17 protein-coding genes and 3 pseudogenes are annotated in these 22,328 nt (G+C 66.6%); 10 read left to right on the top strand and 10 right to left on the bottom strand.

The window, feature by feature from the left end:
- Positions 1 to 598 precede the first annotated feature (598 nt).
- Both DJ010_RS01070 and DJ010_RS01075 read left to right on the top strand, forming a co-directional pair.
- On the top strand, positions 599 to 2,050 hold the full coding sequence (locus DJ010_RS01070) for an MFS transporter (RefSeq protein ID WP_211318600.1): 1,452 nt from the start codon (positions 599 to 601) through the stop codon (positions 2,048 to 2,050).
- Positions 2,047 to 2,520: a MarR family winged helix-turn-helix transcriptional regulator gene (locus tag DJ010_RS01075; RefSeq protein ID WP_109691782.1), complete on the top strand. Its 474-nt coding sequence runs from the start codon at positions 2,047 to 2,049 to the stop codon at positions 2,518 to 2,520. Before DJ010_RS01070 ends, DJ010_RS01075 begins: the two co-directional genes overlap by 4 nt.
- A gap of 354 nt (positions 2,521 to 2,874) precedes the next feature.
- Here DJ010_RS01075 and DJ010_RS01085 read toward each other — a convergent pair whose 3' ends face one another.
- The 3 genes from DJ010_RS01085 to DJ010_RS01095 form a co-directional block, all read right to left on the bottom strand.
- Positions 2,875 to 3,987 (bottom strand): BtrH N-terminal domain-containing protein, encoded by a 1,113-nt coding sequence (locus DJ010_RS01085; protein ID WP_109691784.1) that lies wholly within the window; start codon positions 3,985 to 3,987, stop codon positions 2,875 to 2,877.
- 76 nt (positions 3,988 to 4,063) lie between these two features.
- The gene (locus tag DJ010_RS01090; RefSeq protein WP_245927117.1) at positions 4,064 to 4,630 is read right to left on the bottom strand and encodes a PaaI family thioesterase; all 567 of its coding nucleotides are present in this window, start codon (positions 4,628 to 4,630) and stop codon (positions 4,064 to 4,066) included.
- Positions 4,631 to 4,637: 7 nt separating this feature from the next.
- Entirely contained in the window at positions 4,638 to 5,276 is a 639-nt protein-coding gene (locus tag DJ010_RS01095; RefSeq protein WP_158282884.1) for a TetR/AcrR family transcriptional regulator, read from the bottom strand.
- Positions 5,277 to 5,480: 204 nt separating this feature from the next.
- On the opposite strand from DJ010_RS01095, the gene DJ010_RS01100 reads away from it, so the two are divergent.
- Positions 5,481 to 6,656: a cytochrome P450 gene (locus DJ010_RS01100; protein ID WP_109691787.1), complete on the top strand. Its 1,176-nt coding sequence runs from the start codon at positions 5,481 to 5,483 to the stop codon at positions 6,654 to 6,656.
- Positions 6,657 to 7,315: 659 nt separating this feature from the next.
- Here the strand turns inward: DJ010_RS01100 and DJ010_RS01105 are convergent.
- Complete coding sequence (locus tag DJ010_RS01105) at positions 7,316 to 7,648, bottom strand: MarR family winged helix-turn-helix transcriptional regulator (protein WP_211318601.1); 333 nt, start codon at positions 7,646 to 7,648, stop codon at positions 7,316 to 7,318.
- Between the two features lie 356 nt (positions 7,649 to 8,004).
- Here DJ010_RS01105 and DJ010_RS01110 point away from each other — a divergent pair, with 356 nt between their 5' ends.
- Entirely contained in the window at positions 8,005 to 8,595 is a 591-nt protein-coding gene (locus DJ010_RS01110) for a TetR/AcrR family transcriptional regulator (protein ID WP_158282885.1), read from the top strand.
- Between the two features lie 34 nt (positions 8,596 to 8,629).
- A complete protein-coding gene (locus tag DJ010_RS01115; protein ID WP_109691790.1) occupies positions 8,630 to 10,969 on the top strand; it encodes an MMPL family transporter in 2,340 nt (779 codons plus the stop codon).
- Positions 10,970 to 12,016: 1,047 nt separating this feature from the next.
- Here the strand turns inward: DJ010_RS01115 and DJ010_RS22570 are convergent.
- Entirely contained in the window at positions 12,017 to 12,244 is a 228-nt protein-coding gene (locus DJ010_RS22570; protein ID WP_245927212.1) for a hypothetical protein, read from the bottom strand.
- On the opposite strand from DJ010_RS22570, the pseudogene DJ010_RS01120 reads away from it, so the two are divergent.
- Positions 12,132 to 13,678, top strand: a pseudogene (locus DJ010_RS01120) (MDR family MFS transporter). The gene DJ010_RS22570 and the pseudogene DJ010_RS01120 overlap by 113 nt on opposite strands.
- 381 nt (positions 13,679 to 14,059) lie before the next feature.
- Positions 14,060 to 14,785, top strand: a complete 726-nt coding sequence (locus DJ010_RS01125) for a phosphatase PAP2 family protein (RefSeq protein WP_158282886.1) — start codon at positions 14,060 to 14,062, stop codon at positions 14,783 to 14,785.
- A 196-nt stretch (positions 14,786 to 14,981) separates the two neighbouring features.
- Here the strand turns inward: DJ010_RS01125 and DJ010_RS01130 are convergent, their stop codons facing one another.
- From DJ010_RS01130 to DJ010_RS01140, 3 genes are all read right to left on the bottom strand, one after another.
- Positions 14,982 to 18,008, bottom strand: coding sequence for an MMPL family transporter (locus tag DJ010_RS01130; protein WP_109691792.1), 3,027 nt, complete (start codon positions 18,006 to 18,008; stop codon positions 14,982 to 14,984).
- A gap of 196 nt (positions 18,009 to 18,204) precedes the next feature.
- Complete coding sequence (locus tag DJ010_RS01135) at positions 18,205 to 18,681, bottom strand: hypothetical protein (RefSeq protein WP_109691793.1); 477 nt, start codon at positions 18,679 to 18,681, stop codon at positions 18,205 to 18,207.
- Between the two features lie 121 nt (positions 18,682 to 18,802).
- Positions 18,803 to 19,396, bottom strand: a complete 594-nt coding sequence (locus DJ010_RS01140) for a TetR/AcrR family transcriptional regulator (protein WP_109691794.1) — start codon at positions 19,394 to 19,396, stop codon at positions 18,803 to 18,805.
- A 470-nt stretch (positions 19,397 to 19,866) separates the two neighbouring features.
- Between DJ010_RS01140 and DJ010_RS22995 the strand changes: the two genes are divergently transcribed.
- The 3 genes and pseudogenes from DJ010_RS22995 to DJ010_RS23005 form a co-directional block, all read left to right on the top strand.
- Entirely contained in the window at positions 19,867 to 20,085 is a 219-nt protein-coding gene (locus DJ010_RS22995) for a hypothetical protein (protein ID WP_211318604.1), read from the top strand.
- Positions 20,063 to 20,155, top strand: a pseudogene (locus DJ010_RS23000) (hypothetical protein); the annotation flags it as partial. The gene DJ010_RS22995 and the pseudogene DJ010_RS23000, both read left to right, overlap by 23 nt.
- 32 nt (positions 20,156 to 20,187) lie before the next feature.
- Positions 20,188 to 20,418: pseudogene (locus tag DJ010_RS23005) on the top strand (hypothetical protein); the annotation flags it as partial.
- A gap of 747 nt (positions 20,419 to 21,165) precedes the next feature.
- Here the strand turns inward: DJ010_RS23005 and DJ010_RS01145 are convergent.
- Both DJ010_RS01145 and DJ010_RS01150 read right to left on the bottom strand, forming a co-directional pair.
- Positions 21,166 to 21,474 carry a GntR family transcriptional regulator gene (locus tag DJ010_RS01145; RefSeq protein ID WP_109691795.1) on the bottom strand — a complete coding sequence of 103 codons (309 nt, stop codon included), beginning with the start codon at positions 21,472 to 21,474 and terminating at the stop codon, positions 21,166 to 21,168.
- Positions 21,475 to 21,679: 205 nt separating this feature from the next.
- A complete protein-coding gene (locus DJ010_RS01150) occupies positions 21,680 to 22,099 on the bottom strand; it encodes a flagellar basal body-associated FliL family protein (protein ID WP_109691796.1) in 420 nt (139 codons plus the stop codon).
- Positions 22,100 to 22,328: the final 229 nt, after the last annotated feature.

Raw genomic sequence — 22,328 nt, forward strand, 5'->3', positions numbered from 1 at the left:
CTGAGTGTCTCGAGGTCGTCGGCCAACCTCCGGCGGGATCGGCGTCGCCTTCTGAATCGCCAGACGACAAACCCGAGCCTTCATCAGCGCCGGAGGCAATTCCGAGCCCCACCTTGTTTCGTTACGCAATGTAATATAGTTGGACGGTGTCAGCGACGGCGAGCTGTGCCCACCGATATGCATGGCATCTACATGCGTGGCGTTGCGAGGGCGTCGCACAACTTGGCGGCGACCTCTGCAGTGCCGATCTTCGGCAGAGGCCATCGCGACGATCGCCGTGTTGAGCACCGGCGAGAGCATCACCGACAGCAGCACCGTAACGACGAGCATCCATCTTCGTGATCGGCCTGCCGATGATGCCCGTCGCGTTCGTGCCCACGCTCTTCATCGGGCGGCGCGTCTGCGGCGTGCGGGGTACGAGCAGCTGGTCGAGCCGGCGAGCGCATAGTCGACGCGGTCGGCAAGGAGTTAGTTGTGCGGGTGAATCAAGCGCGGCCGCGGGAAGGCGGTTGGCCTATCAGCGAGCGACGGGCCTGGTTGCTGCAGGCTCGTTGCCGGGTGGTTCTTGGAGAGATGAACTATTGAGAGTGAGGCGCTCGTGACGGAGCAGGAACAAGCCCATCGTCAGCACTACAACGTGACGCTCGCCGCGCTCACGTTTGCCGGCATCGCGTTTGCTCTGCAGCAGACGATGATCATCCCGGCCCTGCCGACCCTGCAGCGCGAGCTCGACACGACGACCACCTGGGTCACCTGGCTCCTGACCGGGTTCCTTCTCAGTTCCTCCATCGCGACGCCGCTGCTGGGCAAGCTCGGCGACCAGCACGGTAAGGAGCGCCTGCTCTTGGTTAGCCTGGGCATCTTCTTCGTGGGCTGCGTGGGCGCGATCTTCGCCCAGAGCATCTGGATGCTGATCGCCTTTCGCATCCTGCAGGGCGCCGGCGGCGCCGTCTTCCCGCTCAGCTTTGCGATCATCAAGGACGAGTTCCCTGAGGAGAAGGTCGGGGTCGGGGTCGGGGTTGTCTCATCTGTGTTCGCGGTCGGCGGCGGCCTCGGGCTCGTGCTCTCTGGGGTGATCGTCGACAACCTCTCCTGGCGCTGGATTTTCGTCGTTGGGGCGATCGCGGTCGGGATCGCCGCTGTTCTCGTCGTCTTTTTCGTGCCCGAGTCGCCGGTCAAGACTCCGTCGCGGCTCGACGTTCCCGGAGCCATTCTCTTCTCGGGCGGACTGCTCTCCCTCCTGCTCGCGCTCACCGAAGGGAACAACTGGGGCTGGGGGTCCGGCCGCATCGTGGCGCTTCTCGTCGCATCGGCCGCGCTTCTTGTCGTTTGGGGCGCCTTCGAGCTTCGCGTCCCTGAGCCGATGGTCGATATGCGCATGCTCGCTCGGCGGCCGGTTCTCTTCTCGAATCTGACCGGCCTGATCGCGGGCTTTGCCATGTTCGGCTCCTTCGTGCTGATCCCGATCTTCGCCGAGACACCGCAGGGGCTTCCTGACTCGCTCGCACGCCTGGTCGGATACGGGTTCGGCGCGAGCACGACGACCGCGGGGCTCTATCTGCTACCTGGCGCGCTCGCCGGGTTCGTCTCAGGTCCGCTCGCCGGCGTGCTCGGCCGGCGCTACGGGTCGAAATGGCCGATGGCGCTCGGGATGGCGATGGCTTCGGTCGGGCTCGCCATGTTCGCCCTCTGGCACGACCATCCCTGGCAGATCGTGCTGGGCATGATCGTGCTCGGTGGCGGTATCCCCTTCACCTTTGCGGCGATGGCGAAGGTCATCGTCGACTCGGTGCGGCCCAGCGAGACCGGAGTCGCGACGGGCATGAACACCGTGATGCGCACCGTCGGCGGCGTGATCGGCGGCCAGGTTGGGGCGGCGATCCTGACCGCCGACACGATCCGAAGGACAAACATCCCGGCCGAGTCGGCCTTTGTAACCGCCTTCTCTATCGGAGCGGCAGCCGCCCTCGTCGCAGTGTTCGTCGCCCTCCTCGTCACTCCGCGCCTACCCCAGTCGCGGCACGTCCCCGTCGCAGAGGCAGTCGAATGAGCGGACCGGAACCGGCTCGGCTAGCAGAGCATCTAGAGCGGCTCGTCCTGCTCCTCGTCCACCCCCGAGGCCAGTTCCAGGAGGCTGACGAGCGCCCGCTCTCCTGGACGCAGCGGCTCGCGCTCGCGATCGCCGTCGACGAGTCTCCGCTTCGCATCGGCGCGCTTGCCGCCCGGATGGGAACGACGGATGCCACCGCCAGTCGCACGGTCGATTCGCTCGCCTCCATCGGACTGCTCCGCCGCGAACCGGACGACTCGGACGGTCGAGGCGTCCTCGTCCTCCCCACACCCGAGGCAGTGAACCTCCTCGTCGAGCGGCGGCAGCGGCTCGTCGATGCGCTTGCGCGTGGCCTTTCGCGCATGCCCGAGGAGGATGAAGCCAGGCTTGTCACGCTCCTCAGCGAGCTGAACAAGGTGCTAATGGCGTTGGCGCAATCGCCGGAGGTCCCCACGCAGGGGAAGGGGTAGGAGGCAGAGCCGCCGGGCCCCGAGCGCCCCGTTCAGCATGTCGGTACCCACGCGAGCTCCCACGCGGGCTTCGACGCGAGACATCACCATAAGTTCACGCCTCCGTCCGGCCGCCGGCGCGGCCCGCGGTGCCGTGGACGGCAGCGGCCCCGGAGACCGGCATCGGGCGCTGTCCGCGATCGTGTTCGCTGGCCGCATCGTGGCTGAGTTCGTCCTTCTCGGGTCGCAGTTCGCCCTGTCTCACCCCCAGACCTCAATGATGGATAGAGAGCTGCGCGCCTCCGGACAACTCAGATGGACCCGACAAGAAGATTCCGACAGCGACGAGTCGTGATGTCTGGGTGTCGTCCTGCATCAGCTTCTGAGCGATGCCGCCGCCGCCTGGAGGCGCTCTGTCAGGTTTGACTCGAGCCCCGGGAGGACGGAGGCCGCCTGCGCGGCGTGGCGGGCGCGTTCGCGTGCGGGCTGGTCCCGGGTGGTGGCCGCACGCGCCACGGAGGTCCATGCTTGGGCGGCGTGTTTGGCTGAGCGCGCGAGTGAGGCGGTCGCGTCGTCCTCGGTCGTCTGGGCGATCTCGGAGGTCCCCTGCGCCAGGAGGCGGCGGAAGAGACCGCCTCCAGTGCCTGCCTTCTCGATGAACGCGCCGAGGCTGAACAACATGATCTCCAGTTCCTCGTCGTCGTGCTGCTCCCAGTCCGCAATGTCCTCGGCGAAGGCGCTCGCTGCGGCGACTCCGGCTGTGTGCACCGCCTGATGGGTGGCACCGGAGAGTCCACCGGCGTCACCTGGTGCTGGGGGTTCGTCGTCGAAGATGCTGGCGACGGGGGCGAGTTCGGTCATCGCCCGGGCTGACTGGGCGAACGCTTCGGCTGCGGCGGATGCCAGATCGGGTAGCTCACCCGGCCACGTGATGTCGTAGACCGTGTGTCGTGTGGGCTGCGGGAAGGAGGTCGAGCGGCGGGCCCGGGCAAGGGCGTCGTACGGAACCTCTTGGACTTCTTCACGGTCGTTGTCCACCACCAGAGCTACCTGGGCCTCGTCGTCGTATCCGAGGACCACGATGTCGTGGCGACTCATCGAGAGCTTCACGCGCAGGTAGGGCAGCTCGGCGATGTCGGCCCACACCATCACGGGCCGGCCTTCCTCGACCTCTGAACGCACCCAGGCCCAGCCCTCGGCGGGATCGTCGGTGGCCCGCTGCTGGGCGGTTCCGCCGAGCCGGCGGGGCAGGTCCAACTCGAGTTCTCCGCCGCGGCCAACCAGGTACAGGGGTGGGAACAGGTCGGGCGAGCGTACGTAGGACAGACCAAGCGCGCCGCCGAGGGTAAAGACCAGGCCCTCGCTGGGTGGGCCGTCCCATCCGAGTCCAGCCCATTCCAGGAGGTCCCGCAGGGCACCAGAACCGCAGTGCCCACCTATTCGATGGGGATAGGGCGACACCTGAACCGAGGCGAGACCGGTGATCATCTGGTCCTCCTCGGACTGCGAACCCTGCGTTTCGCGAGGGTGTGACTGTCCTGGTCAGACCCGCCTAGTTGGGCGCTCATGGCAGCGGCCCCCTCGGCACTCTTGCGGGGTCCCCGGTTTCGACTGGGGTTTCGGCTGCGGGTTCGGTGATGGCGCTGGTCGAAGCGTTTTCCTTGGTGAGTGGGTGCGCGGCCGCGAAGTGACTGACGTCGACGAGCACGAAGACGGCGGTCGAGGTGAGCACTGTCCGCTCGTCCGTGTCGGTGATGGTGGCTTCGACCTCAAGTCGGCGCTCCGTGCGGCCGGCGAGGTGGGCCTCCAACCGATAGGGGGTGTGGAGGAGCACTGGTCGCAGGTACTCGATCTCGAGACGTCGAGTCACCGCGGGGCCGCCCACCAGGTATTGGAGGAACCCGTAGAGGTCGTCGATGACTGTTGCTAGTGCCCCGCCATGCGCGATGCCGGGAGCGCCTTCGTGCCGCAGGTCGAAGGTGTGTTCAGCGACCACGCCGTCGCCGGCGCGTCGCACCTCCAGACGGTGCCCGTGAGGGTTGTCCTCGCCGCAGCCCAGGCAGTTGGCGTGGTGCGAGGGAAGGCGACTGCCGTCCTCATGAGGACGGAATTTGTCAGCGAACGACGCCATCAGGTCATTAAGACTGCTCATCGCGCGACCCCGTTGCTTTCGGGTCCACCGTGTTGATGGTGTCGATCCAGCGTTCCAAGACAGCGCGTTGCCAGTGCGGGGGATGCGGGACGAGCATCCCGCTCACGCCTCGGCCCAGGAGGAGATCCAAGGTGATCTGGACCAGAAGCGGGTCCGTGGTGATCCAGGCCCGACAGATTTCGCGAAGGTCGGCGTGTACACGCTCTTCGGCCGATACCAGCTGACGCCGAAGGTCGTCGTTGGTTCGCGCTGCGGCCCACAGCTCCAAGGTGGCTCCGTACAGTGGTCCGGACATTGCCTCTGCCAGGAGTTCGAGAGCCGCCAGTGCTGCTTCCCTGTTTGTTCGAGCCGAAGTGCCCGGGTTGTCTGCGATGCGAACCGCGAGGCTGTCGTGAACATGCGTCAGGCGCTGCTGTGCCAGATGCTCGACCGCTGCGACGACCATCTGGTCTCGGGTGCCGAAGTGGTGGAGCTGAGCGCCTCGCGACAGGCCGGCTCGCTCGGCCACCGCCGGGCCAGTGGTCCCCGCGTACCCCAGCTCCGCCAGACAGGCCACGGTGGTGTCCAGCAACAGCCGGCGAGTTGTCACCGCCCGAACGTGGCGGGGCTGTACTCCAGTGGTCATGTGCGGCAGCATACATGCATACATGCATGCATGTATGGTGTCTGGCGGGCTCGTCCCCCGACGCTAGGGCAGAGAAAGCGCGCGGCGTCGTCGGCACGTCGTCCCACTCTCGTTTCCCCACCTGTGCACCCCTGTTCTAGGACTGCAGTTGGTGGCCGAACCGGAAGCTGACCGCGCTTGAACCAATACCCGAGGGAGACTCCGATGAGCCAGCAGGTGGCCTACAGCCCGTTTGACCCCGAGGTCATGGCTGATCCCTACCCGGTCTATCGCGACCTGCGCGACCACGCCCCCGCCTATTGGTCACCAGAGGCAAGCTCCTGGGTGTTCAGCCGCTACGAAGACGTCTCGGCCGCGCTGGCAGACCCGGCGAGGTACTCGTCGGCGTCCGGCATCTTCCCCACACCGCCCGGTGTGGACATGACCGAGCTGTTCCTGCCCATGCTCATCATGAGTGATCCGCCGCGGCATACCCAGCTGCGCCACCTCGTCAGCAAGGCCTTCACACCTCGGCGCATCGCCGGGCTGGAGGCACACATCCAGACCCTGGTCGACGACCTCCTCGACCAGACGCCGGAGGCGGGTCCCTGGGATTTCGTCTCCGGGTTCGCCGGACCGCTGCCGGCTATCGTCATCGCCGACATGCTCGGCGTGCCGCGCGAAGACCGCGACCGCTTTCGAACCTGGTCCACCACCCTCATCCAGTCCAACCCCACCCGGGGTGAGTTCGGCGCAGGGCTGGACGCCGCCGCCGCGCTCTATGACTACTTCGCTGCCTTCCTCGCCGAACGTCGCGCCCACCCCCAAGACGACCTCATGACCGCACTCGTGCAGGCCGAAGTCGACGGCGAACACCTCCCGGAAGAGGAACTTCTCGGCTTCTGCCTGCTGCTGCTTGTCGCCGGCCACGAGACAACCACCAACCTGCTCTCCAACAGCGCGGTCATCATCGCCCAGCACCCCGAGAGCCAACGACAGCTGGTCGACAACCCCAATCTCGTGCCCGCAGCGGTCGAAGAGCTGCTGCGCTTCGACTCCCCGGTCCAGGGCCTCGCACGCACCCTGACCCGACAGACCACTCTGCACGAGCAGACCATGGAAGCCGGCGACACCGTGCTGCTGCTCTTCGGGTCGGCCAACCGCGACGACCACGCGTTCCCTGACGCAGACCACTTCGACATCCACCGCGCACCCGAACGACAAGTCGCGTTCGGTCGCGGCATCCACTTCTGTCTCGGCGCATCCCTGGCCCGGCTCGAAGCACGCATCGCCCTGATGGCACTTCTCACCCGCCATCGTGACTGGGATGTCGACCTCGACTCGTCGATCCGACTCCGCTCAGGCCCGATCCGCGGGTTCGCCTCACTGTCCTTTCAGTGAGAGCCAGCCGCACCCCAGCCCAATCTGCACAGGTGAACGAGGTCTTCAAGGCCGCCGACCTCCGATCGCAAGTCGCGACCGAAACCCGCTTGATCTAAGGCTGCGGATCGATCCCGAAGCGACGTCCCGCGTTTCCCGATGTCCTCGGACTGGCTCGGGCGACTTCACGCGGTCCTTCTGCAGACTTTCCGGTGAGTCGCCGTCGTAGACACACGGGATGAGACCTTCCCCGCCGCATCGCGGTCACTCCGCAAGCTCTGTGCTACCCGAGGTACCTCTCGAGCGCGCGACAGCCTTGGCGCGCCTCTCGGCGTAACCGCAGTTCACTCACCAACCTGACGCGAGGAGCCGGAGATTCTCGCACCCAACTCTGGTACACCTCGACACCGCCGTGCCACCAACTGCCACAGGCAATGAGTCCACCGACGACCCACCACAGCAGGTACTGAGTCACGTCGAGGAACGCCTCGGCCAGGTCGTGCCGTCCGAGTCCGTGGAGGTCTACCCAGTGCATAAGTCACCTACCTAGGTGGCCACCTGTTCGCTTGCGAGCTCGGCGCTTGCGAGACGAGGCGGTCCGGGCGCCGGCGGACGTGTGAACAGGGACCATGCGTGAATCTACGCCGAAATACATAGGAGGAAAAGGGTAGTGCGTGGTTTCAGGTGAGATGGCTGACGAGATCCGTGATGTGGCGAAGCAGTGGAACCGCGATGGATTGCTCCTGGGGGGTGAGGGATTTCCAAGCCAGCGAAAGTCGGTCGGCGACTAGGTCGCGCTTGGCGGCCAGGAGTTGCTCGCCGCGATCGGTGAGCGTGAGCACGCGCCGGCGCCGGTCGTCCTCGGCCGGGATGCGGCGCAGGAGACCAGCGGCTTCCAGGCTGGCCGCCTGTTGGGTCACCGTGGGTTGGCTCAGCAGCGTGTATGCCGAGATGGCGCCGATGCCCTCAAGGCCGCAGGCTTGCACTGCATCCAGTAGCACCAGCTGAGGCACGGTGACGTCTTCGAAGAGCGGCTGCAGTCGGCCCCGTGTCCGCCGAGCCACCGCGAGCAGAGCCAGGACTGCATCGGCGAACTGCTCCCCGTCATCGGTCGTGCTCTGGTTCCGTCCGCCGTCAGCCCCGACCCCTTCGCCACCAACACCCATACGCGCTCCGTTAGTCGATGGCCCGTCCTTGACGAGACCGGTGCCGAAGACGGATCGGCAGCTTCGTGTTGCTGTCACGCTACCGGCCTGCGGTAGGCGGACTGCTGCTTTGGAGCAAGGGCGGAGGCCTGAAATGTCTGCCTGCTCATTGGGCAATGTTGCTCATCGGGCAGGGAAGGTCATACTGAGGCATGGATCGTGGTTTGCGGGACCTCAAGCGTGAGGCGACGGGGCAGGCGCTGGCCCAAGCGGCTTTCGAGTTGACCCGTGAGCGCGGGTTGTTCGGATTTATCACCGCGGACGTCGCGGAGCGAGCGGGGTACTCGCGACGCACTTTTGCCAACCACTTCTCCTGCAAGGAGGAAGCAGTCGCTTCGGTCGCGTTCGGTGGTGTCGAGGACGCGAGCGCGATCCTGGTCGGCCTGCCCACAGAGTTGCCGCTGCTGGATGCCCTGCTGGCTGTCATGAGGGATCAGTTCACCGAGGGCACGTTGGTGAGGATGCGCGAGTTGATGGCGATGGCGCGGCAGTACCCGACCCTGGAGCCCTACGTCTTGGGCGTTCAGCAGCGCATGCGCCATGTGGCCCAGGAACTGTTGGGGTCGGTGGCTGGGGATCGGTACCCCGCCATCTACGTGCCGTTGCTGTTCGGCGCCGTGTACGGCGCCGTGATGGCCGCCCTGGAGGGAACCCTCGACGTGCACCTGGACGGCGAGAGCGACTCCAGCCCGGCGTCGATGGACTACAGCTCGTTCCTCGACATCACTTTCGACTACCTGCGCCACGGCCTCTAAACGCCGCCTTCGCCCTGGAGGAGAACCCGACCCCATGTCTACCTTCTTGTATCGGCTTGGACGCACCGCGTTCGGCAGGCCGTGGCTGTTCATTGCGGGCTGGGTCGCAGTCCTCGCGGTGGTCGTCGGCGGCATGGCCATCAATGGGGTGAGTGTCAGCTCCGGGATGAAGATCGACGGCACCGAGGCACAGACCGTGCTCGACCGTGTAGCCGATGAGCTCCCCGAGGCCTCGGGGGGGCAGGCCAGCGTCGTCTTCACCGCACCGGACGGCGAGCGCCTCGACACTCCGGAGCGACTCGCGGTCATCAGCGGCACCGTCAGCGACGTCTATGACCTCGAGAAGGTCGTCAACCCCCTCGACGCCGCGCTGGGTGCCGCTGAGGAGGGCGCACCGGGCACGCCCCAAGAGAACCCACCGGTCGATCGCCCAGCCGAGTCGGACCGAGGACAGGCGCCCCCCTACGAGCCGCTGCTGGTGGACGGGGCACCGGTGCCCGGCGTGCTGATGTCCTCGGACGGGCAGGTCGCGCTGTTCCAGTTCCAGTTCACCGTCGCCTCGACCTCATTGACAGATGACGACGTCACCTCGGTGGTCGAGGTGGTGGAGCGCGCCGAGCAGGGAACGGGGATCACCGTGCTCCCGAGCGACTCGCTCAAAGCCCTCGAGATCCCCGTCGGCATCGGCGAGGTGATCGGTCTCGCCGTCGCCGTTCTCGTGCTGGTGCTCACCCTGGGTTCCCTGATCGCGGCCGGCCTGCCCCTGGTCACCGCTCTGGTCGGCGTCGGCGTCGGCGTGGGCGGCGCGTACGCGCTCTCGACGGCCGTCGAGATGAACTCCGCCACCCCCGTCCTGGGTCTCATGGTCGGCCTCGCCGTCGGCATCGACTACGCGCTGTTCGTCGTCAACCGCCAGCGACGACTGATCCTCGACCGGGGACTCACTGCGAAGGAGGCTGCCGGCAGAGCAGTCGGCACCGCAGGCAGTGCCGTGTTCTTCGCCGGCCTGACCGTCCTCATCGCACTGACCGCGCTCACCGTCATCGGCATCGCGACGCTGTCCACGATGGCACTGGTCGCAGCATCCACTGTCGCCCTTGCCGTCCTCATCGCCCTGACCCTGCTGCCCGCGCTGCTAGGGCTGGTCGGGGAACGGATCTGCTCGGACAAGGCCCGAGCCCGGCGCCGCGCCAAGGTGGAGGCGGAGTCCCACAGCGTCGCCGACCAGTGGGTCAAGGCTGTGATCAGGTTCAGGTGGCCTGTCATCGCCGGCGTGGTCACGATCCTGGGAGTGATGGCGATCCCCGCCGCCAACATGAACCTGGGCATCCCATCCGGCGCGACGGCGAACAAGGACACTGCCGCCCGACAGGGCTACGAGGCGGTCTCCCAAGGCTTCGGTGAGGGATTCAACGGCCCGCTCCTGGTCACCGCAGAGCCCACCGGCACCGCAGGCCGCGTCACGCCCGAGCTGACCGCGAGACTCCTCGGCGAGTTCCAGGACCGAGACGACATCGTGCTGGCCGCCCCCGTCGGCGTCAACGAGGCCGGCGACCTGGCCGTGTTCAGCATCATCCCCATCTCCGGCCCCAGCGACGAGGCCACCAGCGACCTCGTGAAGTCACTACGCGAGCCCGACAACGCCATCGCCCTGGACAACCAGGTGCAGTTGGGCGTGACCGGGTTCACCGCCATCCGAATCGACATGTCCGACAAGCTCGCCGACGTGCTTCCGCTCTACCTCGGCATCATCGTCATCCTTTCCGTCCTGATCCTGATGCTTGTGTTCCGCTCGATCGTCGTCCCACTCAAGGCCACAGCCGGCTTCCTGCTCAGCATCGTGGCCACGTTCGGTGCGACCACCGCCGTCTTCCAGTGGGGCTGGCTCAGCGGCCTCTTCGGGTTCGACACCGGCGGTCCGCTCATGGGCTTCATGCCGGTCATCGTGACCGGCATCCTCTACGGCCTCGCCATGGACTACGAGGTTTTCCTGGTCTCCTCGATGCGCGAGGCGCACATCCACGGCCAGGCAGCCCGGTCGAGCGTGATCCATGGGTTCGACCAGGCCAGCCGGGTCGTCGTGGCTGCCGCCATCATCATGGTCGCGGTCTTCTCCGGCTTCATCTTCAGCCACGACATCATGATCAAGCAGATCGGCTTCGCCCTCGCCGCAGGCATCCTCATCGACGCCTTCATCGTCCGGTTGACCCTCGTCCCGGCGCTCATGGCCGTCTTCGACGAGCGAGCATGGTGGCTGCCCCGCTGGCTCGACCGCCTGCTGCCCGACCTCGACATTGAGGGCGACCAGCTGCTGACCATGCTCAACCAGCGGACCGAGGCCAATGACCGAGAAGACATCGAGATCCGCAGGTGATGAGGGAACTGACGCAACCAGAGCCGAACGTCTCGAGGGGCATGATCCAGTGCGTCTCGCCATACCGGACCGGTTTAGTAGGCGGCCACCATGGTGGGCCGTTGGGCTGCTCTTCCCGCGTCTCTGGTGTGGTCGCGGGCGGCCAATCCTGCCGGACCCGGCCGCCAGAAGTCTGTGTCCTCCTCGCCACCGCGGCTGCGCGTCGACCTCGCCCGCCGGCAGGAACCGCCCCCTCCGGACGGTTCACGCCGCTGGCACTCCGGTCACCTCTGTTCCCATTGGTCGCGCAGTTGACCGCCGTGGTCCCAGCGGTCGCGCAGTTGCCCGCCGTGGTCCCAGTGTCCCGCTGGAGATAGGTTCGGGCCCGAATCCAGCCACCCCTCGGCCGGGGTCGGGGCTGCCGTCGGAGATCGACCTGGCGAACTGCAAGGTCTGTCTCAAAGTCGACGCCATCCATGGCGCCTCTGAGTCCGCGACGGGCCGGGCCGAACCAGACTGTCGTTGAGGTGTGCTGGATCGCGTTTGCGCAGGTACTCCTCAAGTTCGGCCACCCCTCGGGCAAGGTCCCGACGCAGCCTTCGTTCGGCCAGGAACCGGAGATGGGGCGGGGGATGTTCGCGAACCCACTCCCCATAGATGAACCGACCCGCGTACCAGCATCCACCACAGGCGATAAGGCCAGCCACGAGCGTCCACCACAAGACCGCCGAGACGTCCCAAAGCGCGTTCGCCAGCGGTTGCCAAGCCGGGCCGTTCAGATCCCAATATCTCACTTTATCCACCTCCAGCCTGGGCGGCCGAGCCGGGGATCACGATCACCGTGTGCGCAGTGGTTGAGGCCAGCCTACGCCGGAATGCATAGGAGGAAAAGGGTAGAGTTGCGCGGCGGACCAGCCCGCTCCAGGCGCTGCCCAGAGCGGACTGTCTGCTACCCACTGCGTTCGTTCGGTGCCGCCATCAACGGCGGCCTCGACAAGCCAGCTGAGCCCTGATCCCCCACGCCAGAAGAGAGCCAGCGATGAGCACGTCACCCACGCCTCGAGGCGCTCAGCCCGGGCCACCGACCGAGCAGGTGATGCCGGACCTGACGCACCGGCAGATCCTCACCGTCCTGGTGGGGCTCATGTTGGGGATGCTGGTCGCCGCCCTGTCCCAGACGATCGTGGCCACCGCACTGCCGACCATCGTGGGCGAGCTCGGCGGCCAGGACCAGCTCGCCTGGGTCGTGTCCGCCACCTTGTTGACCTCGACCGCATCCACACCGATCTGGGGCAAGCTGTCAGACCTGTACGGCCGAAGATCATGTTCCAGTCCGCGATCGGAATCTTTCTGGTGTCCTCCCTCGCCGCCGGGTTCGCCCAGAACATGGGACAGCTCGTCGGGTTCCGGGCCGTGATGGGACTCGGCGTGGGCGGGCTGATGGCACTGTCCCAGGCGATCATCGGCGACGTCGTCAGTCCCCGCGAACGCGGCCGCTATCAGGGCTACATCGGCTCGGTCTTCGGCCTGGCAACCGTCGCTGGCCCCCTGCTCGGCGGGTTCCTGGTCGAGCACCTCTCGTGGCGTTGGACCTTCTGGGTCGGGATCCCCATCGGCATCGCCGCCCTCGTGGTCACCGAACGTGTGCTCAAGCTGCCGTTCCCGCGCCGCCAGCATGCTATTGACTGGCTGGGGGCGTTCTTCATCGTCGCCGGGATCAGCGCGCTACTGCTAATGCTCTCGCTCGGCGGCAAGGAGTTCGCCTGGAACTCGGCCTGGACCTACGGCCTGACCGCAGTTGCGCTGCTCATGCTCGCCCTCACGGTCTGGCAGGAACGCCGGACGACCGAACCGATCATGCCTCCTCGACTGTTCACCAACCACACCTTCGTCATCACCAGCCTGGCCGGCTTCGCGGTCGGGGTCGCCATGTTCGGCGCCATCATCTTCCTGCCGCAGTACCTGCAGATCGTCAAGGGCGAGTCGCCCACCGCCTCCGGTCTCCTGACCCTTCCGCTGATGGTCGGCCTGCTGATCACCTCCATCGGCTCGGGGCGCCTGATCACCCACACCGGTCGCTACAAGATCTTCCCCGTCGTCGGCCTGCTGGTCGCGGCCGGCGGGCTGATGCTGATGAGCCGACTCTCGGTGGACACCTCGCTCTGGCTCGCCGGGGTGTTCATGTTCATCACCGGGGCCGGCATCGGCATGGTGATGCAGGTACTCGTTCTAGCGACCCAGAATGCGGTGGCCCATGCCGACCTCGGCGTCGCGACCTCAGGAGCGACCTTCTTCCGGTCCCTCGGCGGTGCGATGGGAGTCGCGGTCTTCGGTGCACTGCTCACCCACCGGCTCCGCGACACCATCCCCGCCCAACTGAAGGAAGCCGGGGTCACCGCCGACCAGATGCCCCCCACGTCCGCCACCCTGGGCAGCCCCGAGCAGATCGCCGCGCTGCCCGACCCCATCCATCTCGCGGTCACCACCGGGTTCGCCGAGGCGCTGCAGACCACGTTCCTCGCCGCCGTACCATTCGCGATCCTCGGGTTCCTCATCCTGCTCTTCCTCCGCGAAACTCCACTGCGCGAGACCCGGGGACACACCTCGGGCGAGGACGTCGCCGCCGCGTTCGAGACCTCCGTCGACCCCGACGCACAGCTCGCCGACCACGACGACGGACCGCGGCCGGACAGGCGACCGCCGCCGGGAAGGACACGCCGCCATGGCTAGGCGGAGCAGCACGGGCGCCATCGCCAAGCGCGGGTACGGATCACCCACGCGCCTGAAGCCTTTCAGTTCCGAGGGCGCGCAGCGCCTCGTCCGCAGCGTCCTCCATCCGCAGCTCACCACGGATCACCTCGCGGGCTGGCCTCGGAACTCCTTCGATCCTCGCCCTATGAAGCGTGCCGTGGAAACCTACGCGTGCTCCGGGGGTTCTGTCCCGTCGTTCGCCTGCGTCTCGGACGCGCCCCGCTGTCCGCTGGCTCTCCTCGTAGCCAACAGCTCTCGGGCAAACGTGGGCTGATGTCGGTCGAGACGTCCCGCCAGCCGAGCCGGGTTGGTGTCGCGATCAAGAGGATCGTCCACCCATCGGTGCTTGAGCTCGTCGCCATGGCGATGCTCGCGCTGGCCTACAACGTGATCCGGGCCGGGCAGGGCGGTGATGTCGCCCTCGCGTTCGTGCACTCCGACGAGCTGGTAGCACTCGAGGGCTGGGTCTTCGACCACGTCGAGGTGCCCCTGAACTCATGGACCATGGGCGTGCCACTGGTAGCGGTGCCGGCGTGCTACTTCTACGCCGTCATGCACTACGTCGCGACTCCGACCGTATTGTTCCTCTCCTGGAAGGTCGGCGGCTGGAAGTACCGCCGCGGCTACTGGAGCCTGGTGCTTGCCTCAGCGGTGGCGCTGCTCGTCTACATGAACTACCCCGTTGCGCCTCCTCGACTCGTACCCGGTGATGGCGTCGCTGACGTCATGCGTGCCTTCGCAGGCTACGGCTGGTGGGGTGGCGCTGCCTCCGCGCCCCGAGGCATCGGCGACGCCACCAATCAGTACGCCGCGCTGCCGTCCCTGCACTGCGGCTGGGCCCTGTGGTGTGCGCTGCAGATGTGGGACTTCAAAGGCCGGTGGTGGCGGCCGTTGGCGGTCCTCTACCCAAGCGCACAGGCGTTCGTCGTCATCGCGACCGGCAACCACTACGTGATCGACGTGCTGCTCGGCTGTGGTCTTGTGCTTGCCACGCACTTCGCGCTCGACGCCTTCGGGAAGCGCCGGTTCGGCTGGGATTCCGATGAGTCCCCCGGCCTCCTGAGCGGCCACGCATCGACTCGATGAGCCACCTCACCTCGCATCCAGATCCCCAATAGACACTGCGGAGCCCCTGCTGGAGGAGACGCGACCGCAACGCCTGAGACTCGCGGTCTCGCTCCCGCCGACCCCAGGGATGGCGACCTTCGAGGATGCGTTTGTACGTCGGCCGTGAACGGGACGTCGTCGACTCCCATATATGTGCGCAGAGGGAAACAGAGGTTCAGGAGGGCACTTTGGCGGGCGTTGCTTCGGGTGACTCAGAGCGCCGGGGCCGGCGCGCGGGCCACCAGTTGTGGTCCTCGAGGAGGGCGGCACAAGCGGGGACGATGAGGCTGCGGACCACGAAGGTGTCGAGCAGCAGCCCGGCTGCGACGGCGAACCCGGTCTGGGCGAGCGTGATCACCGGTGAGGTGAGCAGCGCGATGAAGGTGCTGGCGAAGATGATGCCTGCGGAGGTGATCACGGGGCCGGTGAGGGTGACGGCTTCGGCGACCTTGGCGCGGGTCAGGGTGGTGCCGTTCTCGCGCATCCGGCTCATCAGCAAGATGTTGTAGTCGGCGCCGACGGCGACCAGCAGCACGAAGGTGATCACCGGCACTGGGAACTGGATGTCGTGGCCAAGAATGTCTTGGAAGACCAAGGTGGTCAGGCCGAGGGCCGCCGCGCAGGAGAGCGCCACCGAGACGAGCAGGTACAGGGGGGCGGCGAGGGAGCGCAGCGTGATGATGAGCAGCAGCAGAACGACCAGGAGCACCGCGGCAAGGACGAGCTTGGCGTCGTCGAGCAGGTAGCGGTTCAGGTCCGCGCCGAGGCCGGCGGCGCCGGTGCCGCTGATCGTCGCGTCGGCGAGACGTGTCTGCGTGAGCGCGGTATCGGCGGTGTCCTGTACCTCCTCGAAGCGGCGCAGCCCGTCCGGGCTCAGAGGGTCGGTGTCGCCGGTGACCTGGATGCGTGCAACGCGGCCGTCGGGGCTGAGGAAGACCTCACGTGCGTAGGCGAAGCGCTCGTCACGAAGGGTGCGCGCGGGTAGGTAGAAGCCGCCGGCCTCGGGGGTATCGGCCCCTCGGTTGACCGTGCGCAGGTAGGACTCAGAGCGTTGCAGGTTCTCGGCGAGCACGCTGGTCTGGTTGATGAGGTCCTCGATGCCGGGCGCGAAGGCGTCGGCGTTCTGGGCGATTTGTGAGGTGCCGTGGGCCATCTGTCCGAGCCGCGTGCGCAGGAGTCGTTGTCCCTCGGCGATCCGGTCGGCGCCGCGTTGAGCCTGGCTCAACCCGGAGGCGAGACGGTCGAGGCCACCGGCGAGGTTGCCTTGGCCGCGGGCGATGCGGGTCGCGCCGTTGGCTGCGCGCTGCAGTCCGGGGAGGAGCTCGTTCTTCAGGCCGCGGTGGATCTCGGCCAGTCCTTCCCGGGACCGGCGACAGATGGGGTCGGCAGTGCAGAGCAGGTCACGGTTGAGTGCCTGGACGATCAGGTCGATGCCCTGGACGGCCATGCTGACTTGGTCGTGCGCGGTTTGCAGGCCTGTCGCCAAAGTGGCCGCGCCGGCCTGCAGTCGGCGGGCGCCCTGCGCGGCTCGTTGGGTGTTCTCGGTGGCGCGGCCGAGGCCGTCGGTGAGGTCGGTTGTTCCGTTCACCAGCCGGCCGACGCCGTCGTGGGCGCGGTCGGCGCCGTCTGCGACCTGATCGATCGCGTCGGCCAATTGAGTGCTGCCTGAGGAGAGGCGTTCCAGCCCGGGCTGGCCGTCCTCCAGGCCGTCGCTGGCGCGACCCAGTCCGTTGGCGAGTCGCTTGAGCTGCCGGGCGATCGATGCCGGTTTCAACGGCTCACCGGCCGGCTGGGTGATGCTGCGCACTCCGGTGACGCCGTCGACCTTGGCCACGGCGCGGCTCAGCTCGTTGAGCACGGCCAGATCCTTCGGGTTGCGCATGTCGCGCGGGGACTCCACCAGCAAGTAGTCCGGCAGGGTCTCGTTGCGGGGGTAGTGATCCTCCAGCACCGCCAACCCCTGGTTGCTCGGCGTGCCCTCGGGTTGGGAGTTCCGTTGGTCATAGGAGATCACCATGGTGGGCAGGAACGCGGCCAGCGCCACCAACACGGCGGTGCCGGTCAGGAGCACCCGAGCCGGTCGCCGCGCCACCAACCTTCCGACCCGTGACCACGCAGATGTCGGGGCCGGGACCTTCGCCGGGCCGATCCTGGGCCCGAACCAGACCATCAGCGCCGGCGTGAACGTCAAGCTCACCGCCACGGTGACCGCGACGCAGATCGCCATCGGCGGTCCGGTGGTGGAGAAGATGGCCAGCTTGGTGAACCCCAGGCAGATCGCAGCGAGGATGACGGTTCCCGCTGACGCCACCAATGCAGGTCCCACCCTGGTCGCGGACTCCTCGACCGCCATCAGCGGCTCGACTCCGCGTCCGTACGATTCGCGGAACCTGCTGATCAGGAACACGCAGTAGTCGGTGCCGGCGCCCAGCACGATGGCGGTGACGAACGCATCGGTGTAGGTCGAAAGAGCCATCCCCTGCTCACCGGCCCAGGCCAGCACACCCCGCGCGCAGGCCAGCGCAACCCCGATCGTGACCAGGGTGAGCAGCACAGTGCTGACCCGGCGGTAAATGATCAACAAGATGATGACCAGCAGCAAACCGGAGATAACCGTGATCCGCACCGACGCCGCGTTCACCTCGGTCGTCAAATCGGTGATCATCGCCGGGTCACCAGTCACATACGTGGTGGTGCCCGGCGCCACCGACAACCCGGCGATCTGTTCCCGAAGCCAGTGCACGTCCCGCTCGGAACCTGGCGACCCGATACCACTGGTCAGCCCAACCACCAGGTAAGCGGCCTGACCGTCCTCGCTGACCAGCTGGCGCCGGGCGTCCTTATTGCCGACGAAGTGCTGCACATCAGAGACCCGCTCCTCGTCCGCCTGCAGGGCCCGCACCAGATCGCGGTAACCCCCCATGTCCGCTGCACTCAGGCCCGCGTCGTTCCTGAACACGACGTAGGCGAACGACTCAGTACGCCCAGACCCAAACGCCTCATCCATCCGATGCAACGCAGCCAACGAGGGAGCGTCCTCGGGCACGAAGGCGCCACTGCTGCGCTCAACCACCGACGGCAGCGAGGGCACCCCGAACGTGACTAGGGCAGCCGCGACCAGCCACCCGACAACCACCAGTCGCGGGAAGCGGATGCCCAACACGCAGGCCCGGGCCAGCCGGCCGACCGGACGCTCCAGCATCTTTAGCCCCCGTATTTGAAGTCGGCTGCATCCGCGGTCAGATCGATTTGCTGGTCGTGGCGTGGACACGCCGACGGGACGACTCGAATCGGTCTGCTCGAACTCCGACCCTGGGTTTCCGTTCGGAGGGCGTGATCCGAAGTGATTGAGCGATCAGGCCCGGCGTTGCGATGCGGCGCAACCATGTTCTTCGACATCACAGCGATCCGGAGACGTGCCGTGGGTTGGTGGTGGTAAGTCGCCGCAACCCTGATCGTGAACGGGCAAGCTCTTCGATCTTCCTGCCGACAGCCTCCACTCTCGGGTCCTCGGTTGGTCTAAGGCCCTTTGCGCTGGCGAGCAACGCCCAGTCCTTGCGCTGGGCGATCTGCATGGCCGGCGTGTCCGCATGCGCGTCTAGGATGCGCCGCACCCCAGGCATCTCGGCCGCGCAGCCTCGCCAGGCCTCGATCACTGCCTGAGCTAGATCCAGCGGCTCGTCGTCGAGCGCGTCCTCGATGAGGGCGGAGAGACGCGTGTGCCAACGCAGCTGAAGGATGCTCACCAGCCTCTCCGGGGTACGGAAGCACCTCTCGGCGTCAGGGACGTCCGACCATGGAAGGCTCCCGTCAAGCCGCCTATCAGCGGCGGCGACCACGGCGGCGAGGACCGTCTCGTGGAGGTGAAGATCCACAGACATCTCCTTCTCGTAAACCTGTCTCAACCGCGGCACTCGGAGCCGAGTTCGCAGCCGCCAAGCCGGCCTTGCGTTGCGGCTGCACGGCGTGAATTGGGCTGTCGCGCCATGGGCAGCCCTAGGGAGGCGAATCCGTAGGTCGAAGCCCGTCCAGGACGACCGTGAGGATCGCGGGACTCAAACCCTCGGGGCTCAGCGGTCGACCCGCCGCCAGGTACGAGAGCGCGCTCATGGTGACGGCGCCGAACAAAACCATCGCCGTCGTCGAAGGGTCCTCCGTCGCTCGGAGCGATCCGTCGCGCACCCCCTCGTCGAGGAGTTGCTGCACCGGCGTGTAGTAGGCCTCTGTCACGGAGCTGGCGAGCTCCGGGATCCGCCCGGCGTGTCCGAGGTTCTCGATCAGCGCGCGACAGACGGAGGGCTGGTCTGCCATCACCCTCAGCTGCGCCCGTACAACCGCGGCCAACCGGGCCGCGGCCGAGTCAGGCGCCTGCACCGCGATCGCCACCTCGTCGGCCATCTGTTGGAGGGTTTCTTGGAGCAAAAACGCCAAGATCTCCTCTTTCCCGGCGAAGTAGTAATAGAGCGTTGCCTTCGGCACACCGGTCGCGGCGGCAACGTCGTCCACCTTGGTGTTCTCGAAGCCGCGATCAGCGAACAGTTCGGCCGCGGCCGGTAGTCGAGCGGCGATCTGGGCGGGGACGCGACGCACTGGACCTCCTTGGCAAGTTGTGCTCTTCGTGTTTAGACTCTCAGTCTAAACCGCGTGTCAAGACGGCGTCGTGGAGCACCGCAGTCCGCGACGGTGAAGTGCGTCGGCGAACCTAAGTCAGCAGGGCGGACGATTTACCGGGCTCTACGGGTCACGGCTGCAAACATGCCGAGCACGACGTGGCCCTGATCCGGTGGCCCAGTTGATGCGCGCGGAAGGCCGTAGCGAGGTGACCAGGCCGCACTTCGCCGCGGTCAAGACCCGCGTTTCGCCGACCAGTGGCGCCAAGGCGACTCGAACGCCCGCGGACACTTGGCCGCGCAGAAGCCCGGACCAGCGAGCAGAACGACCGTTGACCTTCGCCATCCTCGCCCTTACCGGTACCTCGGTGATGCTCGGCACCCTGCTGTCCCCGGCTCGGGTCGTCACACAAACTCCCGCGGGCCACTTCGTCGACGCACAACCCCGACGTGGGCAGGGACTTCATCTACGGCCTCGGGGGCAACGACACGGTCTGTGGCGGACTGGGATCCGACCTAATCGACGGCGGCACGGGTGTCGACATTCGTACTCCGGCCAGAACCTCGGCTCCAACCAGACCGGCGGCGTGCTCCGTGGCGGCATGGGCGATGACGACATGTTCGGCGACGACGCGCGTCGGTCCTCTTGGTCGGCGGCCCCGGCGATGACGACATCCTCGCTGGGTCAGCCGCCGACCGGATCAACGGCGGAGCTGGGAACGACTACGTTTACGGCGGCGCGGGCGATGACAAGTCCGAGGCGCCGACGGCTCGGACACACTGCGGGGCGAGGCAGGCAATGACACCGTCAACGGAAACGCCGATGACGACACCGTGTCCGGCGGCGGGGACGACGACATCCTCCGCGGCGCGAAGGCGCCGACACCCTCAACGGCGGCGAAGCGACCAACATCCTCTTCCAGTGACACATCCAGTCGCGCGCCGACACGGCTACTGAAGGGGCTGCCGGCGGAGCACCTACGGCCAGCCACCTCCATCTAGCGGTCGCCGATCACGTTCTCCAACCGGCAGGAGCGCACGCCGCGCCAATAGCGGGCGGATCCCACAGTGAGTCGTCATGAAGCTGGCGCAGTCGGCGCACACGGACGGCGCGTTGAACTCTTTCCAAACGACCCAATCATTTGGCGCTCGAGGCCGTGAATCTCCGTCCCCCTACGCCTGCATACGTCCCGGTGGAGCCAGGGCTTTCCACGCTTGTTTAAGTCGTCTCGCAAGCCCGAGCGGGGCAGAACGCGGCAATCGCTGCTGCCAAGTGCTCACGGGCGGCTCTCGAGAACGCCAGAGGCGGTTTCCGGATTCCTCCCAAAACCGCCTCTGACCTGGTGTTTCTCTTTGTAGCGGGGGCAGGATTTGAACCTGCGACCTCTGGACTCACGGTGCGATGGCGACTGTTGTTCGTCGCCGCTTGCTGGCCTTTGACAGGTTGGGCGCTGACCTGCGCAAACGCTCCCGCTGGGGTGGCTACATCGCTCGCTCGTTTTGATCCCACTTGACCTGGCTAGACCCTTTGCGCTCACGTTTTCGGGACATAAACGCGGCGTGGCTCGAATCTCAATCACCCTCGTCGACGAGAACGCCAGGTGCGGTTTCAGGATCTCTCGAGCGATCGCCTCGACTCGCTGCTTGGTTGTGGGCAGAAGCCCGTGAGCGACCGTTCCGGGCGACGAAGGACTAGCTCTGCTGCAGACCCGGCGCTGCGGACCGCCTCCGACAGTTGTGGCGCGACTTTCAGCTCTGGCTGCCGAGCGCAGCGGCAAGGGCTCGGTCGATTGCGGCGCGAGCTGTCCGCAACTCTGCGGCTACATCGACGGTGCGCGGCTGCGGATCGTTGCGCAGCACGAAGGCACCGACGCCCTGGCGGGTCTCGACCAGGCCGTCCTCGACGAGCAGCTGCTGCGCCTGGCGGATCGTGTTCAAGCCGGGCACGTCGTAGTGCTCCTGCAAAGCCGCGATGGAGGGAAGTTGCTGGCCGGGGGAGAACTCGCCGGCTCCGATGCGGCGACGGAGGTCCTCGGCGATGTCACGGTATCGAGCCATGGCGACATGCTAGCATGCCCCTATAGGTTACCTAGTGGAGTTCTAGACACTAGTTAACCTAAGATAGGTCATCGGCGACAAGAGGACGGGGATGTTTCCGCCGAGCAGCACGTTGTTGGTTTCCTGGGTTGGCTGGTACACATTCCGGACTTCCGTGGGGTCGTTCGGCCTGGCGTCGCGGAGTCTTCTCGACGAGATCCAGCGACTACTGCGTCACGAACTCCGTAATGTAGAGATCCATAACCTCACCGTGGTAGAGCTCCTCAATCTCAGCGGCGAGCTCCTCCTTCAGCTTCGTCCGCTGCTTGACGTCAGAGAGCTCTGCGACGGTTCGGCCTGAGAACATCTCGATCGTGGCGTCGAGGGCTCTGCTGCCGTCCGCTTCCTCGGCCTCAGCCGTGAGCTGCAGCGCGATTGCGATCCGCAGATAGCTTCCGGCGGCGAGGTTCAGCTGGATCGGCTCGAGGGTGACGACCTCGCCCGCGACTGGCTCAGGATCCCCTTCGGGCTTCGGCTTGAGGACGAGAAAGTACGCTGCGGCAGCGACGGCGAGAAGGGCGACGATCGCGACGATCTTCTTCTTGCCCTTCCTCGGCTCATCGTCGGCCTTCGCAGACTGTGTCATGGTGGTGCTTCCTGGTCAGAGGGTCCCGGCGAATCATCGCTGTTGATCACACAGATCGGCCCGGACACACTGTTGTTGAGGACTTCAAAAGACAGCCTCGTCGAATCGAGCACATCCGGGCCGACGCCGTCGACCGCGGACAGCCATCACCAAGGCTGGCTACCAGTTCGGCTGAACCTGCGCCGAGCCCGCCGCCGCTCCCGAGCCTGTACTGGGCAGCGGCGACCAG

Source organism: Nocardioides silvaticus (assembly GCF_003160695.1).
Lineage (GTDB): Bacteria > Actinomycetota > Actinomycetes > Propionibacteriales > Nocardioidaceae > Nocardioides > Nocardioides silvaticus.

What these genes read in the sequence shown, in the direction of transcription:
- DJ010_RS01095 (WP_158282884.1), bottom strand. Translation starts at nt 5,276, where the DNA reads ATGACCACTGGAGTACAGCCCCGCCACGTTCGGGCGGTGACAACTCGC.
- DJ010_RS01125 (WP_158282886.1), top strand. Translation starts at nt 14,060, where the DNA reads ATGGCGATGCTCGCGCTGGCCTACAACGTGATCCGGGCCGGGCAGGGC.
- DJ010_RS01130 (WP_109691792.1), bottom strand. Translation starts at nt 18,008, where the DNA reads ATGCTGGAGCGTCCGGTCGGCCGGCTGGCCCGGGCCTGCGTGTTGGGC.
- DJ010_RS01115 (WP_109691790.1), top strand. Translation starts at nt 8,630, where the DNA reads ATGTCTACCTTCTTGTATCGGCTTGGACGCACCGCGTTCGGCAGGCCG.
- DJ010_RS01090 (WP_245927117.1), bottom strand. Translation starts at nt 4,630, where the DNA reads ATGGCGTCGTTCGCTGACAAATTCCGTCCTCATGAGGACGGCAGTCGC.
- DJ010_RS01100 (WP_109691787.1), top strand. Translation starts at nt 5,481, where the DNA reads ATGAGCCAGCAGGTGGCCTACAGCCCGTTTGACCCCGAGGTCATGGCT.
- DJ010_RS01150 (WP_109691796.1), bottom strand. Translation starts at nt 22,099, where the DNA reads ATGACACAGTCTGCGAAGGCCGACGATGAGCCGAGGAAGGGCAAGAAG.
- DJ010_RS01075 (WP_109691782.1), top strand. Translation starts at nt 2,047, where the DNA reads ATGAGCGGACCGGAACCGGCTCGGCTAGCAGAGCATCTAGAGCGGCTC.
- DJ010_RS01085 (WP_109691784.1), bottom strand. Translation starts at nt 3,987, where the DNA reads ATGATCACCGGTCTCGCCTCGGTTCAGGTGTCGCCCTATCCCCATCGA.
- DJ010_RS01145 (WP_109691795.1), bottom strand. Translation starts at nt 21,474, where the DNA reads ATGGCTCGATACCGTGACATCGCCGAGGACCTCCGTCGCCGCATCGGA.